The following is a 14,718-nucleotide window of genomic DNA, read 5'->3' as shown; positions in this document are numbered from 1 at the left end:
ATTCACTGCGCCGTGATCTTGCGTTCGCGCACCACCTGGGCCCACTTGTCCGACTCTGAACGGATGAAATCCGCCAGGCCTTGCCGCGTGGTCGGTTGCGGCGTCAGGCCATGCTTGTCGAGCGCAGCCTTCACTTCGGGATCCTCCAACACCTTCACGATCTCGCGATTCCAGTTGTCCAGCAGGGGTGCGGGCGTCTTGCCGGGCGCGACGAAGGCATACCAGTTGAGGGCTTCGAAACCGGGATAGCCCGACTCGGCCACGGTCGGGATGTTGGGCAGGTAGCTCGGGCGCTTCAGGCCCGTGGTGGCCAGCGGGACGAGCCTGCCTGTTTCCACGTGCGGCATCGCGGTCGGCGGCGCCGAGAAGTATGAGGCGACCCGGCCGCCCAGCAGATCCTGCAAGGCGGGGGCGCCGCCCTTGTAGGGGATGTGGACCATCTCGATGCCCGCGCGTTGGTTGAACATTTCCCCCGCGAGGTGCGAGGCGGAGCCCGGACCGGTGGAGGCGAACTCGACGCGATGGCCCTTCTTGGCCAGGGCCACGAATTCGGCCAGATTGCTGACGCCGAGGTCTTTGTGGACCACGAGGACGTTCGGAAAGTTGACGCCGCCCGACACGGGCGCAAGATCCTTGAACGGGTCGTAGCCGACCTTCATGAGGTGCGGGGCGATCGCCAGCGGACCGATGGAGCCGAACAGCAGCATGCTGCCATCGGTGGGGCCATTGGAGACCTGCTGGTGCGCGATGTTGCCGCCCGCGCCGCCCTTGTTCTCGACCACGATGGATTGGCCGACGTTCTCGCTGAGTTTCTTGGCGATGAGCCGCGCGGCGGAGTCGGCGGCGCCGCCGGGGGCGAAGCCGACGATGAGCGTGACGGGTTTGTTCGGCGGGAAATCCTGGGCTGCCGCCGGCAATGCGATGGCGCAGGCGAGCGCGCTACAGGCCCGCAGGATGCGGCGTCGGATAGGGGTCATGGATTGTCTCCTGATTATTGTGGGAATGGGCCGGGCCTCGGACTGCAATGGCCCGTCGTCGTGCACCGCCATGCCCTGTTTTCATTGGATTGGGCGAATGGGCGGGTGCCGCCGGCGCCCGATACTCCAGGCGTGGATCGGGCTTTTTATCGGAGGCGATTTTAGGAGTGACACCCCTGGCCTGCCATGCTGGCAGCGTCAACAGGTGTTCAGTCTTCGTGAAGAGCGCGTGGGCGCCGCGCAGGCCTCGGCGCTTTTCGCCAGGTTGCTTCAAGCCTCTTTCGGCAGCCACCGCTGCAGGCAGGCAGCCAGCTCGGCTTGCGAGACGGGCTTGGTCAGCCATTCGTCGAAGCGGCGGTCCAGGGCGGCGATGGAAGCGGGATGGCCCGCGGAGAAGGCGATCACCGGCAGCGGTCCTCCGTGGAGGTTGCAGAACCCCGCGCGGCGGATGTGGCGGGCCAGTGCCGCGCCGCTCATGCCCGTCATGCGCACGTCCGTCAGCAGCAGGCCGTACTGTCTGGTGCGCAATCGGCCTAACGCTTCCAGCCCATCCGCCGCCGTGTCATGGGCGAGGCCGAGCTGTCTCAATTGCAAGCCGATCAGTTCGCGTGCGATGGGGTTGTCCTCGGCCAGCAGGATCCGCCTGCCGTGGTGCGGCCTGTGGCAATCGCCGGCGGGCGCACGTGTCTCGTCCGTGTGGCGGGACGCGGGCGCTTGCGCCGTCCGCGTGCTGGCTTCCTTGGGGCGCGCAGGCCAGACAGAGGCAGGAGGCGGCGGGCCATCGGCAACGGGCAGCGGCAGGTCCACCGTGACTCGGGTGCCCAGGCCGATGCGGCTGCGCAGCGCGATGCGGCCTCCCATGGCCTGCACCAGTTCCTGGCTGATCGCCAGTCCCAAGCCGGCGCCGCCGTAGCCCGACAGCCTGGCGGCGCGTGTGCGCCGAAAGGGCCGGAACAGACGCGCCTGCTCGTCCGCCGCGATCCCCACGCCGCTGTCCTCGACGGTAAAGCGTACCGTGGGCGAGGCGTGCGGCCGGCGCACGCGCAGCGCCACGCTGCCGCGGTGGGTGAACTTCAGGGCGTTGGCCAACAGGTTGAACAGGATCTGGCGCAGCCGCAAAGGATTACCCAGCACGTAAGCCGGTACGTTGCCATCCAGGCCCAGATCCAGGCGCAGGCCCTTGCGTTGCGCACTTTCGCGCCAGAAGTCGTGCGTGTCGCGGCACAGTGCGTGCAGGTCGAAGGCTTCCGGCGCCGATGATGCCGGCAGCGCGGAATCGATAATGCCGTCCAGCAGGCGCAGCAGGTGGTCTGCCGCCATCTGCCCCAGTTCGATCAGCCGGTGTTGCTGGGCGTCGGTGCTGGTGCGTTGCAGGGTGGCCAGCATGGCGATCAGGCCGCTGAGCGGCGTACGCAGTTCATGCGCGACGAGGGTCTGCGCGGCGGGTCGTGCCGCGCGCGTCTTGCCGGACCCGGCTGCCGCGCGGCGACCGGTCTTGCGGTCGGGGCGCCGCATCTTCGGTCGTGATGCGGCGGCGAAGGGGTTGGGCCTGCGCGGGCGTGCCCGCAGCCCGCGGACCTCGTTTGCCACGTATGCCGTGATCAACGGTAGGCGGGCAATCGCTCGAGGCGTGCGCGCGGCCTTGCTGCGCAGGCAGAGCGGAACAGGACCGCGCGGGGCGTATCAGGCCGGCAGGGCGGGACAGGGGTCGAATGGATACGGGGCATGGCGCGGCAACAAAAATGCGATAGGCATGATTTAGTATTTTTGGGACCGGTTCACGCGCAGAAGTAGAAAATATCGGACTGGTATACCTATTAATGCGGCATATGTTGCAGTTATAGTCGGGCGCCATTTTTGTCACTGGGACATATCGGCCGTTGCATCAGGCCGATCCCGATATTGAGCCGGCCATGTGAAGGAAGCGGAATTCCCGTCATGGAATTCCGCTTTCCGGGGCCTGGCCTGGCGTTACCGCCCAGAACGCCCGGCATTCTCAAGGGCTGCCGGCAGGGCGGCGGTCTTTCTGGTTCGGGTCAAGGCGCCGGCGGACGGGCGGGTTTCTGCGCCGCCTTGTCGCTGCCCAGCACGCCGTACCAATCCAGCTTGCGGGTGGCCAGCATCACGGCGGCCAGCACGGCGAACAGCAGCAACGAGCCCATCATCAATGCGGCCTGCTCGCTTTGCAGCACCACATACAGCGCGCCGTACAGACCGGCCACCCCCACGCCGAACCCCATGCCGGTGCGCTTGCCGCCCATGGCGTAGCTGACGTATACGGCCAGCAGCAGGCTGCACGCGAGGCTGGCGCAGGCATAGGCCCAACCGAACGGCATATGCTCGGACAGGCTGAGCAGCAGCAGGAAGAAGATGCTCAGCGCGCAGCCTACCAGCAGGTATTGCATGGGGTGCACACGCAGGCGGCGCAGCAGCTCCAGCATGCCCACCGCGATGAAGGTCAGGCCGACGAACAGCATGCCGTACTTCACGGCTCGCGAGCTGAGCGAATACGGATTGACGGGGTCGAAGAAGGCCACGCCGAAGCTTTCCACGCAGGTGCCCGGCTCGGGGCCGTATTCCTGGCGCATGTCGTTGGCGCACAGTTGCACGCCGCGGCCGTAGTCGGAGGGGGCGGTGGTGGCCAGCGAGAAGACGCGCCACGTGGCTTCGAAACCCTTGTCAGTGACCGTGCGCTCTGCCGGCAGGAAGCGGCCTCCGAACGAGGGGTGCGGCCAGTCGGCGTTCATCTTCACCTGCGTGGATTCCGCCACCGGCGCGAACGAGATCTGGCCCGTGCCCAGCAGCTCCAGGCTGACTTCGGCATTCAGTTCCCGGCCGGCGGCGGTTTCGTCCAACTGCATGTGGAAGCCGCGCGGGTAGCTCGGGTGCTGCGTGCCGGGTTGGATGGACACTTCGTTGCCGTTTACGGTGGCATGCGCCGAGCGGATGCCGCGGGCGTCCATCAGCGCGACCATCAGGGTGGGGGCCTCGCATTGCACGCGCCCGTCGGCGTGTTCGGAGCGCGGCGGCAGCATGGCGTCCGAGGCGGGCCATTGCGCCTTCAGGCGTGTCTTGGCCGCGTAGGTGTCGATGCGGAAGATGCCGCGATAGCGCGGGTCCTGGTCGACCTGGGCGTCGATCTGCAGCGCACCCGGGGGGGCGGTCAGCATGAAATTGCGCCGTTCGTTGCGCAGCTTGCGCGCCGTGCCTTCGCCTTCCCAGGTCTGCCATTCCTCGGTGCAGTAGCGCTGCAGGACCGGACCCATCAGCGTCTGCTTGCCGACCTGGTCCTGCTCGACGTTCATTTCGGCGGTGCGCTGGTTGCCGTGGCGCTCGTAGACGATGTCGCCGATGCTGAACAGGCCGTAGGCCAGGCAGGCCAGGACCAGCAACAGGGCCGCTCCCTTGACCAAAACAGGGTTCTTCATGGTCTTTCCTCTCCGTCAGGTGTCTGATGCAGCGCAGTCTGACGAGGGAGGGTGAGCAGGCGATGAAGTGTGTGAGGGGAATGTGAAGTTCTTGCCTGCGCTTGCCGGCCGGCGTGGCGTCAAGCGTGCGAAGCTTTCTTGATGACGCTTGCGATCCATTGGTTCAGGCTTTCGCCATGTGCGGCCGCTGCTGCGGCGGCGGCTTCGTGGACGGCAGGCGGCACCCTGAGTACAAATTTTCCGGAGAAATCCTTGCGCGGTTCGACGCCTCGCGCGCGGCACTCTTGCAGGAAAGTCTCCAGCGAGATCTTTCCTTCCTGGCGTAGCCCTTCGACATCCGTCGCGTAGAAGTCTGCCCCGCCATTCAAGCCAATGAATTCGCCTCTGAACATGTCTATTTCAGGGTCGAAAGCAATCGAGGCTTTATAGCCATCGATGATCATGAGATTCTTCATGGTTCGATTCCGTTTTCCTCGAGCCACTTGCGCAGGGCAGCTATCGCTCCTTTGTCCATGTTTGGCGATGGATGAGGACGATGCAAAACTCGAACCTGCCGGAACAAGAAAACTGCAACTCTTTGGCAGGCTTCTCAGCCGTGCCTTGATATCTTCATTCAATCTGCTTTACGTCCCTTCCAGGTCATTCAGCCCCAGCTTCAGGACGCTATTACCCTGCCGGAAACCGCAGCCGCGCCACCAATCCCGGTTCTGCCGGCGTCAGTTCCAGCGATCCGCCATGCAGCGCCATCACCTGTTCCACAATGGCCAGGCCCAGGCCGCTGCCCTTGTCGCCGCCATTGGGCCGGGCCGTGGAGTAGAAGCGTTTGCCCAGTTGCGGCAGGGCATAGTCGGGAACGCCTGGCCCGTGGTCGCGCAGCTCGAACAGCACCTGCGCGCCGTCGCGCCACACGGACAGATCTAGCCACGCGCCCTCGGGCGAAAAATCCAGCGCGTTGGCCAGCAGGTTGCCGATGGCCAGAGCGACCAGTTCGGCGTCGCCGCGGGTTTCGGCGGTTTCCTGCCGCAGCCAGCGGACCTGTAATCCGCGCTGGTCGATGCGTGCCTGCTGGGCCTGCAAAGCCTGGGCCGCGCAGCTGTCCAGCCGTAGGCGCGGGGCGTGGGCCAGGCTGCCGCGGCTTTCCAGCTTGGACAGATCCAGCATGCGGTCCACCAGCACACGCAGCCTTTCGGACTGCTCCAGCACCTGCGTGGCGAAGAGCTGGCGATCAGCCGCGGGCAGGGGATCCTGCAGCAGTTCGCCGGCGCCGCGTATCGCGGCCAGCGGGCTTTTCAGTTCGTGGGTGAAGGCGCGCACCACCTGCTCCATGTGCTCGCGGCCCTCGAGGCGCAGGCGCATGGCTTCCATCGCGCGCGCCAGGTCGCCCAGTTCGCCGGGCAGGCGCGGCACGGCCAGGGCCTGCCCGGCCTGCACGTGTTGCGCGTAATGCCGCAGCCGCCGCACCGACCACACGATCCACAGCGTGACCAGCACGCCCACCAGCAGCGACAGGCCGAACAGCCAGCCGCCGGCCACCAGCACCTTGCGCTCGGCGCGGTCGACGAACCGGGCCACCGTCGAGGCCGGCTTGGAGACCGTCAGCACGCCCAGCAACCGGCCGTCGCGCTGAACAGGGGCGGCCACGTACATGGTGCCGTCTTCGTTCTTCTGTGTGGATTCGTGCGTGGAGCGCGCGCCGTACTCGCCGCGCAGGGTGCGCATCACGTCGTTCCAGCGCGAGTAGTCCTGGCCCACTGCCGAAGGCGTGCGCGAGTCGAGCACCACGCGGCCGGTGGCGTCGGTGACGTAGACGCGGAAATCCAGCGAACGCTTGTCCAGGCCCCAGATGCGGGCGTTGACGGGCCGTGTGGCGTAGTCGCGGATGCTGCGGGCCAGTTCGCTGTCTTCCAGCGTGCCGCCGGGCGGCATGGCGGCCAGCGGAGCCGCCGCCTGCTCGGCCAGCAGGTTGGACGTGTCTACCAGGATGTCTTCCATCACCTCGCGCGCGCTGGGCTTGATCTCGACCACGAAGGCGCGCAGCACGAAGACGGCCGCCAGACCGGCGATGAGGAAGAAGCCCAGCAGCAGGCGCAGGCCGAGTTTCATGCCGCCGGCAGTTCCAGCGAATATCCCAGTCCCCGATGGGTGACGATGGGATCGAGGTCGGGGCGGATCTCGCGCAGCTTGGCGCGCAGCGTCTTGATGTGCGTATCGACGGTGCGGTCGCCGCTGTCGGCGCTGTGGCCCCAGACGGCATCCAGCAGCGCATCGCGGGTGTGGATGCGGCCGGGGGCGTGCAGCAGGCGCTGCAGGAGGCCCAACTCGCGGCGGGTCAGCGCCAGCCACTGGCCGCTGAAGCGGATGCGGCTGCCGGCCTCGTCGACGTTGAACAGCGGCTCGGCCAGCACCGGGGCGACGGCGGCGGTGGAGGGCATGCGGCTGCGGCGCAGCAGTGCGCGCACGCGCGCCACCAGTTCGCGCGGGCTGAAGGGTTTGGCGATGTAGTCGTCCGCGCCCAGCTCCAGGCCCAGCACGCGGTCGATCTCGTCGCTGCGCGCGGTCAGCAGGATCACGGGCAGGGTCGAGCCCGCCTGGCGCAGTTCCCGGCACAGGTCCAGTCCGCTGCCATCGGGCAGGCCGACGTCCAGCACGGCCAGGTCGGGGGGCGTGTCGCCGGACAGGATCAGCCGGGCCTGGGCGACCAGGGGCGTATGTTGGACCGCCAGGCCTTCGCGTTCGAACGTGTAGGCGACGGTGCGCGCGATGGCGGGGTCGTCTTCGAGCAGAAGCAGGCGGGGCGTGGGGGCAGTACCGGGGGTCAGAGAGACGGGATGCATGGCCTGTGCGGTCTGGACGGGAACGGCCGGCGTAGGTTAGCAGAGGCAGGCATGGCGGGCTCTTGCTTGGGGACGGAGCCAGGGCCCAATCTGCCCGTCCAGGGAGGGGAAAGCAAGAAGGATTAAACTGGCACGACACCCCGGCGCGCCGCCCTGCCGCGCGCCGGCACGCCGACCCCTTCTACGCCAGCGAAAATGAGCACCACCACGTCTCCCACCGCCACTTTCCCGATTCCTTTCAAGACGACGCGTTCGCAGGCGGCGCGGGTACTTGCCGAACGCGAGGCCATTCTGGCCAATCCGGGCTTCGGCAAGCACTTCACCGACCACATGATCTCGATCGACTGGACGGTGGAACAGGGTTGGCATGACGCGCAGGTACTGCCCTACGGCCCGCTGCAACTGGACCCGGCCGCCTCGGTGCTGCACTACGCGCAGGAAATCTTCGAGGGCCTGAAGGCCTACCGTCACGCCGACGGCTCGATCTGGACGTTCCGTCCCGAAGCCAACGGCGATCGCATGCAGCGTTCGGCCCGCCGCCTGGCGCTGCCCGAACTGCCCACCGACCTGTTCGTCGAGTCGTTGAAGCAACTGCTGGCCGTGGATGCCGACTGGGTGCCGTCGGCGCCCGAGACCAGCCTGTACATCCGCCCCTTCATGATCGCCAATGAAAGCTTCCTGGGCGTGCGTTCGGCGCACCGGGCCGCCTACTACGTGATCGCCAGCCCGGCGGGTCCGTACTTCGCCAACGGCGTGGCGCCGGTGTCGATCTGGCTGTCCACCGACTACGCGCGCGCCGCCAAGGGCGGTACGGGCGCGGCCAAATGCGGCGGCAACTACGCCGCGTCGCTGTTGCCGCAGCAGGAAGCCTATGAAAACGGCTGCGCCCAGGTGCTGTTCCTGGATCCGCTGGAAGGCAAGTACCTGGAAGAACTGGGCGGCATGAACGTGTTCCTGGTGATGAAGGACGGCACGCTGGTCACCCCCGAACTGTCGGGCAGCATCCTGGAAGGCGTGACGCGCGCCAGCATCATCCAGCTGGCCCGCGATCGCGGCCACGACGTGCAGGAGCGCAAGGTCTCCATCGACGAATGGCGTGACGGCGTGGCCTCGGGCCAGGTCATCGAGGCCTTCGCGTGCGGCACCGCGGCGGTGGTCACCCCGATCGCCGCGCTGAAGGGCAAGGGCTTCGTGGCGGGCGACGCGTCCGCCCCGGCCGGCAAGCTGACCATGGCGCTGCGCCAGGAACTGACCGACATCCAGTACGGCCGCGTGGCGGATCGCCACAACTGGCTGACCCGCCTGGCCTGATCGGAGCCGGCCGGCGGTCAGGCCGCCGGCCGCGCGACGTCCGGGTAGTACTGCGGCGCCTCGCGCCGGTCGTACATGCCGTAGTCGCGCACCACGCGCACCGTGCGCAGGCGCGCGCCCTCGGGTAGCGCCAGGGCGGCGCCGAAAGCCTGGGCCGATACCTCATCGCGCAGGCACAGGAACAGGATCACGTCGCCGGGCGTCAGCACGGCGTCCAGCACATCCCACGAAACCAACCCCGCGATGTCGCCGCGCAGGCCTAGCCCGCGCGCGACGTCGCTGGCCGAGTGTCGCTGCGTCCAGTCCGGCGGACAGCGCAGGTCGATCATCGCGATGACGGTGCCGGCACCCACCTCGGTGGCATCCAGGCGCTGTTGCCGCAGCACATGGCCCGGCGGTGGACAGGAGTCCGAAGTGATCTCGCCTACTCGCAGGTGATAGTCCAGCATGATCTGGCCGCGTCCCTGCTCCTGAACCAGATGGTGTTTCATCTGCGTGCGCCAGCGCACCACGGATTTCTCGTCGCGCCAGCTCGATAGCGACAGCAGCCAGCCTTCGCGCGTCAGGCTGCGGTACCGGATGTTATCGACGAAGCCGTCCACCTGCTCCAGTTCGGGCTTCAGCAGTTTGGCGTTGCCCAGGTACGCATCCCACTGTTCGGGGCGCGGGTGGACTTCGAACATCACGGCGAACATGGGGTCTCCTTCGTTGTCTTGTCTGCAGGTTCGGCGCCGGCTGGGGTCATCCGCGATCCGCGGGCCACACGCCCGAACTGCCGCGCCGGTGGCTGCCGACCAGATGCGTGTCGATCATGCCGGTGGCTTCCATCAGCGCGTGCATGGTGGTGGGGCCCACGAAGGCAAAGCCGCGTTGCCGCAATGCTTTACTCAAGGCGGTGGAGGCGTCCGACACCGTGGGGATCTGCGCCAGCGTGCGCGGCACGGGCGTGGCCGCCGGCTGGAACGACCAGATGAAGGCCGCCAGGCCGCCGTCCGCGCGCAACCGCCGGGTTGCCGCGGCGTTGACGATGGTGGCCAGGATCTTGGCGCGGTTGCGCACGATGCCGGCATCGGCCATCAGGCGCGCGACGTCGTCATCGCCAAAACTGGCTACGACGTCGGGGTCGAAGCCTCGGAACGCCGTGCGGAAGGCCTCGCGCTTGCGCAGGATCGTGGCCCACGACAGGCCCGACTGGAAGCCCTCCAGCGCCAGGCGTTCGAACAGGCCCTGTTCATCGCGCACCGGCATGCCCCATTCGGTGTCGTAGTAGGCGCGCAACAGGGGATCCACGGCGGCCCAGGGCGGCCGCGCCAGGCCGTCCTCGCCCACGATCAGGCCGCTTGCCGAGGGAATGGGAGCCGATGTGGGGGCTTGCGCGGCAGCGACGGTGCGGCGGGTGCTTGCCATGGCGCTTCGGTCAGGCCGCCAGCGGCCGCGCGGTGCGGGTGCGGTCCAGGGACAGGCCTTGCTGCGTGCTTTCGAGTTCCAGCAACCGGGCCTTTCTTTCCAGTCCGCCGGCAAAGCCCGTCAGCTTGCCCGACGAGCCGATCACGCGATGGCAGGGAGCGATGATGGAGATGGGATTGCGGCCATTGGCCGCGCCCACGGCACGCACGGCGTCGGGCTTGCCGATCTGCACGGCGATATCGCGATAGGTGCGCGTCTGGCCATACGGAATACTCAGAAGCGCCTGCCACACCTGCTGCTGGAACGCGGTGCCGGCGAAATCGAGGTCTAGTTCGAAATGGTCGCGTTCACCCGCGAAGTATTCGTCCAACTGACGCTGCACCGCCAGCAGGGCGGGGTGCCGCGGATCTTCGCGCATGTCGCCCAGCGGCACGCGGTTGGGGCGGTCGTTTTCCCACAGGATGGCCGCGAGCTTCTCGCCGCGGGCCACCAGCTTCAGTCGGCCCACTGGCGAGGCCATGTGCATGTAGACGCAGGTCATGTCGTCCTCCTGGTTGTTTGACGGCGGGATCGCGTGAGCGAACCCGATGGATGCCAGTGTATGAGCGCTGCGTGGGCACTGAAACCGGATTCTTGCGGTTGAATTCGGGCCTCACGGGGAAGGACGGCAGCCGGCCCGTGGGCGGCGCCGGCTATCGTCCCGCCAGCGCACGCCGGATCGCCTGCAGCACCGACGGATGCGTGAGCATCGTGCCATGCATCGCATCGATCTCGAAGGCCCATTCGTCCGCCTGCAGTTGCGATTTCAAGGCTTGCCGCGCCGAATGGCCGCTGCGGCCTGTCCACCAGCACAATGGCCGGATCCGCAATTCGGGCAAGGGGGATGCCTCGTCGGCCAGGCGCTTCAGGTGCCGGGCCACGAAAAATGCCTTGGCCACCTCGCGGCTGGCCGTGGCCGCGGCGGCGGCGTCCCGGGTCTCGTGTGGCGGCTGGCTCGAGCGCACCAGAATGGGCTGCAGCAATTCCGCGATGGCTTCGTGCGCCATCTGTTGCGCCGACGGTCCTCTCAGCACGCCGATGTCCTCTTCCGCGGCGCCCAGCATCGACACGAACGCGCGGAAATCCTGTTGCCAGTCGCGCGGCCGTCCCTGGGGGCCGGCGGGCACGAACGGATCGACCAGGCCCAGGAATCGGATGGCCTGGCCCGTCTGCTCCAGCCGCGCGCAGACCATGACCGCCAGCGCGCCGCCCAGCGCCCAGCCCAGCAGATGATAGGGACCTTGCGGCTGCACGCAACGGATGGCGGCGGTGTAGTCGTCCGCCATCTGCGCCAGCGAGACATCGGTATGCCGGGCATCCGCCAGCATCCGGCACGCCAGTCCGTATACCGTACGCTCGGCGCGCAACTGGTCGGCCAGGGCGTGATAGTCCAACACCGAGCCTGTGACCGGGTGCAGGCAGAACAGCGGCAGCGAGCCAGGCACCAACAGGCCGAGCAGCTCCAGGCCGGCAGGCAATGTGGGGGGAATGGAGGGGGGAGGCGATGAGGGTGAGGCGGCATCGGCTGCGCGCCCACCGCCATGCCTGAGGCAAGCCTGTTCCAGGTAGGTCAGCACCGTGGGCCTGTCGCCCGCGATGCCCTCGACCACGCGCCAGCCGGCGGGCGCGGGCGTGCGATGCGGCCAGATGGAATATTGCCCGTCGTCATTGACCAGGACGACGAAGATCCCGTCCTCGCGGTCGAAGCCATCGATCGACATGGGATCCCTCCTGGCGTGATCCGCGCCTGCTTGCTATCCGCGCCCAGTTTATGAAACCGGTTCCGCATGCACAACAAAATCATCGAAGAGACGGTCCGGATGCCGGCATGCCGTTTCCCGGGAAGGCGCTCGCTCCCACGGGTTCCGTGGTAGAAATCTGAATCGCGGGTCCGGCGCTTGCGGCAGGCGCCTCGAAGGACATATTTCGAGATGGGGGGCTGACGTTGCCATTCGATCCACAGGCTTTCGACTGGAGCCGGACGCCGCTCGGGCCCAAGGAGTCCTGGCCGGCCGCTCTGCGGACCACCTACGACATCGTCATGGCCAACGGGTCCGGCATGTGCGCGGTCTGGGGACCCGGCCTGACCATGCTGTACAACGAGGCCTTCGCGCCGTTTCTGGGCAAGCGTCACCCTGACGCGCTGGGACGGTCGTTCCAGGAGATCTGGCACGACGTGTGGCACGAAATCGGTCCGCTGGTGGAAAGAACGCTGGCGGGCGAGTCCATCCGCTTCGAGGACATGTACCTGCGCATGACCCGCAACGGACGGGAAGAGGATACGTACTGGACTTTTTCATATAGCCCGCTGCGTGATGGCGACCGGATCGTGGGCTTGCTGGACGTGGCGACCGAGACGACCTCGATGGTGATGACCCGTGAACGGGCCCGCGTCGATGCCGAGCGCGTGCAACTGGCGCTGGCGGCGGGCGCGATCATCGGCACCTGGGTCTGGCATCTGCCGACTGATCGTTTCACCGTGGACGAGGCCTTCGCGCGCAGCTTCGGGCTGGATCCGGCGCTTGGCCGCGAGGGGTTGAGCCTGGAGCAGGTGATCGCCACGGTGCATCCCGACGACCGGCAGGGCTTGATCGAGGCCATCGACGAAGTCCTTGGCCGCGGCGGCGCCTATGCGCATCAGTACCGCGTGCGTCGCCACGACGGCAAGTACTACTGGCTGGAGGCGAACGGCCGGGTCGACCTGGCGCCCGATGGCACGCCGCTGAGTTTCCCGGGCGTGCTGATCGACGTACAGGAACGCCGTGCCGTTGAAGCCGAACGCGACCATGCCATCGCGCGGCTGCGTACGCTGAACGCCGAACTGGAACAGAAGGTGCTGGCGCAGTCGATGGTGCGCGGCCGTACCTGGCAACTCAGTCCGGACATCCTGGGCGTGCTCAACGAGCAGGGGTATTTCGAGGCGTCCAACCCGGCCTGGCAGACGACGCTGGGCTGGTCCGAGGATGAAGTCGTCCGCACGCACTTCCTGGATTTCCTGCACCCCGATGACAGGATCAAGACGCAGGATGCGTGGGAAATGTTGAAGGGCAGCGGTGTGATCGCACCGCGTTTCGAGAACCGCTACCGGCACAAGCGAGGCGGATGGCGCTGGCTGGCTTGGGTCGGCGTGCCCGACGAAGGCAAGCTGTATTGCGTGGCGCGCGACGTGACCGCCGAGAAGGAGGCGCAGGCCGAACTGGTGAGGCGCACCGAAGAGCGCGACCGTCTGTGGGAAACCACCAACGACCTGATGGGCAGTGCGGGTCAGCACGGTTACCTGAAGGCCATCAACCCGGCGTGGAGCGCGCAACTGGGCTGGAGCCGCGACGAATTGCTCGGGCAGCCGTTCAACGCCTTGTTCAAGCCGGCCGACCGGTCCCGCATCGCCGAGAGCATGCGCCGCCTGGGCGATGGCGAGGAAATCGGCGGCTTTGGCGGCGGCGTGCTGTGCAAGGACGGCAGCGAGCGCGAGATCATCTGGACCGCCAGTTTCGATGCCGCGATGGGCGTGTTTCACATGGTCGGCCACGACGTGACCGAACTGCACGCGGCCGAGGCGTCGTTGCGCCAGGCGCAGAAGATGGAGGCCGTGGGCCAACTGACGGGCGGTCTGGCGCACGATTTCAATAATCTGCTGGCAGGCATTTCGGGCGCGTTGGAACTGATGCACCTGCGTGTCGGCCAGGGCCGCCTGCACGACGTCGAGAAGTACATGGCCGCGGCCCAGGGTGCGACCAGGCGGGCCGCCGCACTGACGCATCGCCTGCTGGCATTCTCGCGCCGCCAGACCCTGGCGCCCAAGCCCGCGAACATCGGCCACGTCATCCTTGGCATGATGGACATGATCCAGCGCAGCGTGGGTCCGGCGATCAATGTCGAGTACGTGCCCGCCGACGATCCCTGGGTCACGCTGGTCGACGTGTCGCAGATGGAAAACGCGCTGTTGAACCTGTGCCTGAACGCGCGCGACGCCATGCCGGACGGCGGCCGCATCGCCATCGCGTCGGCCAACCGCTGGCTCGATCGCGGTTCGGCCCGCCAGCTGGATCTGCCCGAAGGGCCGTACCTGGAACTGTGCGTGGTCGATATGGGCACCGGCATGCCGCCCGACGTGGTGGCCCGCGCCTTCGATCCTTTCTTCACCACCAAGCCGCTGGGCGAAGGTACGGGCCTGGGCCTGTCGATGATCTACGGCTTCGCCAAGCAGTCCGGCGGCCAGGCGCGCATTTATTCCGAGGTGGGGCGGGGCACGCGGGTCTGTCTCTATCTGCCGCGTTATTGCGGCGATATGGCCGAGGAGCCGCACCGGGGCGATGATCTGCGGCCGCAGGCCGCCCGCAGCAACGGCACGATTCTCGTCGTGGACGACGAACCCACGGTGCGCATGCTGGTCGTGGACGTGCTGGAGGACCTGGGCTACACGACCATCGAGGCGGGCGATGCCATGTCGGGCCTGAAGGTGCTCGAATCCGATGCGTACATCGATCTGCTGCTGACCGACGTGGGCCTGCCCAACGGGATGAATGGCCGGCAGATGGCCGACGCGGCCCGCCAGGTCCGGCCCGGCTTGAAGGTGCTGTTCATCACGGGCTATGCCGAGAATTCCCTGCTGACCAATGGCCGGCTCGATCCCGGCATGGCGATCCTGACCAAGCCGTTCGCGGTGGATGTGCTGACGGCGCGGGTGCGCGAGTTGATCGCGTCCTGAGCGGCTGCCAAGCC

At 67.3% G+C, this 14,718-nt stretch carries 12 protein-coding genes; 2 read left to right on the top strand and 10 right to left on the bottom strand.

All coding sequences use genetic code 11. From position 1 onward, the window contains the following. Positions 1–2: 2 nt before the first annotated feature. The 6 genes from A7W11_RS20615 to creB form a co-directional block, all read right to left on the bottom strand. A complete protein-coding gene (locus A7W11_RS20615; RefSeq protein WP_066418329.1) occupies positions 3–977 on the bottom strand; it encodes a Bug family tripartite tricarboxylate transporter substrate binding protein in 975 nt (324 codons plus the stop codon). A 270-nt stretch (positions 978–1,247) separates the two neighbouring features. Then, positions 1,248–2,492 carry an ATP-binding response regulator gene (locus A7W11_RS20610; protein WP_066418326.1) on the bottom strand — a complete coding sequence of 415 codons (1,245 nt, stop codon included), beginning with the start codon at positions 2,490–2,492 and terminating at the stop codon, positions 1,248–1,250. Positions 2,493–3,013: 521 nt separating this feature from the next. Then, complete coding sequence (gene creD / locus A7W11_RS20605; protein WP_066418318.1) at positions 3,014–4,405, bottom strand: cell envelope integrity protein CreD; 1,392 nt, start codon at positions 4,403–4,405, stop codon at positions 3,014–3,016. 119 nt (positions 4,406–4,524) lie between these two features. Continuing rightward, on the bottom strand, positions 4,525–4,860 hold the full coding sequence (locus tag A7W11_RS20600) for a type II toxin-antitoxin system HicB family antitoxin (RefSeq protein WP_066418317.1): 336 nt from the start codon (positions 4,858–4,860) through the stop codon (positions 4,525–4,527). Positions 4,861–5,071: 211 nt separating this feature from the next. Next, positions 5,072–6,508, bottom strand: a complete 1,437-nt coding sequence (gene creC, locus A7W11_RS20595) for a two-component system sensor histidine kinase CreC (protein WP_066418316.1) — start codon at positions 6,506–6,508, stop codon at positions 5,072–5,074. Next, positions 6,505–7,239 carry a two-component system response regulator CreB gene (gene creB, locus A7W11_RS20590; protein WP_066418315.1) on the bottom strand — a complete coding sequence of 245 codons (735 nt, stop codon included), beginning with the start codon at positions 7,237–7,239 and terminating at the stop codon, positions 6,505–6,507. The genes creC and creB overlap by 4 nt, the downstream gene beginning before the upstream one ends. A gap of 195 nt (positions 7,240–7,434) precedes the next feature. Here creB and A7W11_RS20585 point away from each other — a divergent pair, with 195 nt between their 5' ends. Continuing rightward, complete coding sequence (locus A7W11_RS20585; RefSeq protein ID WP_066418304.1) at positions 7,435–8,550, top strand: branched-chain amino acid aminotransferase; 1,116 nt, start codon at positions 7,435–7,437, stop codon at positions 8,548–8,550. 17 nt (positions 8,551–8,567) lie between these two features. Here the strand turns inward: A7W11_RS20585 and A7W11_RS20580 are convergent, their stop codons facing one another. The 4 genes from A7W11_RS20580 to A7W11_RS28300 form a co-directional block, all read right to left on the bottom strand. Then, positions 8,568–9,245: an antibiotic biosynthesis monooxygenase family protein gene (locus A7W11_RS20580; protein WP_066418301.1), complete on the bottom strand. Its 678-nt coding sequence runs from the start codon at positions 9,243–9,245 to the stop codon at positions 8,568–8,570. A gap of 46 nt (positions 9,246–9,291) precedes the next feature. Further along, complete coding sequence (locus tag A7W11_RS20575; RefSeq protein WP_066418295.1) at positions 9,292–9,957, bottom strand: DNA-3-methyladenine glycosylase I; 666 nt, start codon at positions 9,955–9,957, stop codon at positions 9,292–9,294. Between the two features lie 10 nt (positions 9,958–9,967). Beyond that, on the bottom strand, positions 9,968–10,498 hold the full coding sequence (locus tag A7W11_RS20570) for a methylated-DNA--[protein]-cysteine S-methyltransferase (RefSeq protein ID WP_066418291.1): 531 nt from the start codon (positions 10,496–10,498) through the stop codon (positions 9,968–9,970). A gap of 151 nt (positions 10,499–10,649) precedes the next feature. Further along, positions 10,650–11,717, bottom strand: coding sequence for an MbtH family protein (locus A7W11_RS28300; RefSeq protein ID WP_066418288.1), 1,068 nt, complete (start codon positions 11,715–11,717; stop codon positions 10,650–10,652). A gap of 320 nt (positions 11,718–12,037) precedes the next feature. Between A7W11_RS28300 and A7W11_RS20560 the strand changes: the two genes are divergently transcribed. Next, on the top strand, positions 12,038–14,704 hold the full coding sequence (locus A7W11_RS20560) for a PAS domain S-box protein (protein WP_156523176.1): 2,667 nt from the start codon (positions 12,038–12,040) through the stop codon (positions 14,702–14,704). The last annotated feature ends 14 nt before the right edge of the window (positions 14,705–14,718 follow it).

It is taken from the genome of Bordetella ansorpii (assembly GCF_900078315.1).
GTDB classification, from domain to species: domain Bacteria; phylum Pseudomonadota; class Gammaproteobacteria; order Burkholderiales; family Burkholderiaceae_B; genus Bordetella; species Bordetella ansorpii.
Note: the sequence above shows the minus strand (reverse complement) of the source record. Positions and strands in the feature narration are given on the sequence as shown.

Bases quoted from the DNA above. Each gene is read 5' to 3' on its own strand.
- A7W11_RS20615 (WP_066418329.1), bottom strand. From the start codon at position 977: ATGACCCCTATCCGACGCCGCATCCTGCGGGCCTGTAGCGCGCTCGCC.
- A7W11_RS20610 (WP_066418326.1), bottom strand. From the start codon at position 2,492: ATGCGGCGCCCCGACCGCAAGACCGGTCGCCGCGCGGCAGCCGGGTCC.
- creD (WP_066418318.1), bottom strand. From the start codon at position 4,405: ATGAAGAACCCTGTTTTGGTCAAGGGAGCGGCCCTGTTGCTGGTCCTG.
- A7W11_RS20600 (WP_066418317.1), bottom strand. From the start codon at position 4,860: ATGAAGAATCTCATGATCATCGATGGCTATAAAGCCTCGATTGCTTTC.
- creC (WP_066418316.1), bottom strand. From the start codon at position 6,508: ATGAAACTCGGCCTGCGCCTGCTGCTGGGCTTCTTCCTCATCGCCGGT.
- creB (WP_066418315.1), bottom strand. From the start codon at position 7,239: ATGCATCCCGTCTCTCTGACCCCCGGTACTGCCCCCACGCCCCGCCTG.
- A7W11_RS20585 (WP_066418304.1), top strand. From the start codon at position 7,435: ATGAGCACCACCACGTCTCCCACCGCCACTTTCCCGATTCCTTTCAAG.
- A7W11_RS20580 (WP_066418301.1), bottom strand. From the start codon at position 9,245: ATGTTCGCCGTGATGTTCGAAGTCCACCCGCGCCCCGAACAGTGGGAT.
- A7W11_RS20575 (WP_066418295.1), bottom strand. From the start codon at position 9,957: ATGGCAAGCACCCGCCGCACCGTCGCTGCCGCGCAAGCCCCCACATCG.
- A7W11_RS20570 (WP_066418291.1), bottom strand. From the start codon at position 10,498: ATGACCTGCGTCTACATGCACATGGCCTCGCCAGTGGGCCGACTGAAG.
- A7W11_RS28300 (WP_066418288.1), bottom strand. From the start codon at position 11,717: ATGTCGATCGATGGCTTCGACCGCGAGGACGGGATCTTCGTCGTCCTG.
- A7W11_RS20560 (WP_156523176.1), top strand. From the start codon at position 12,038: ATGGCCAACGGGTCCGGCATGTGCGCGGTCTGGGGACCCGGCCTGACC.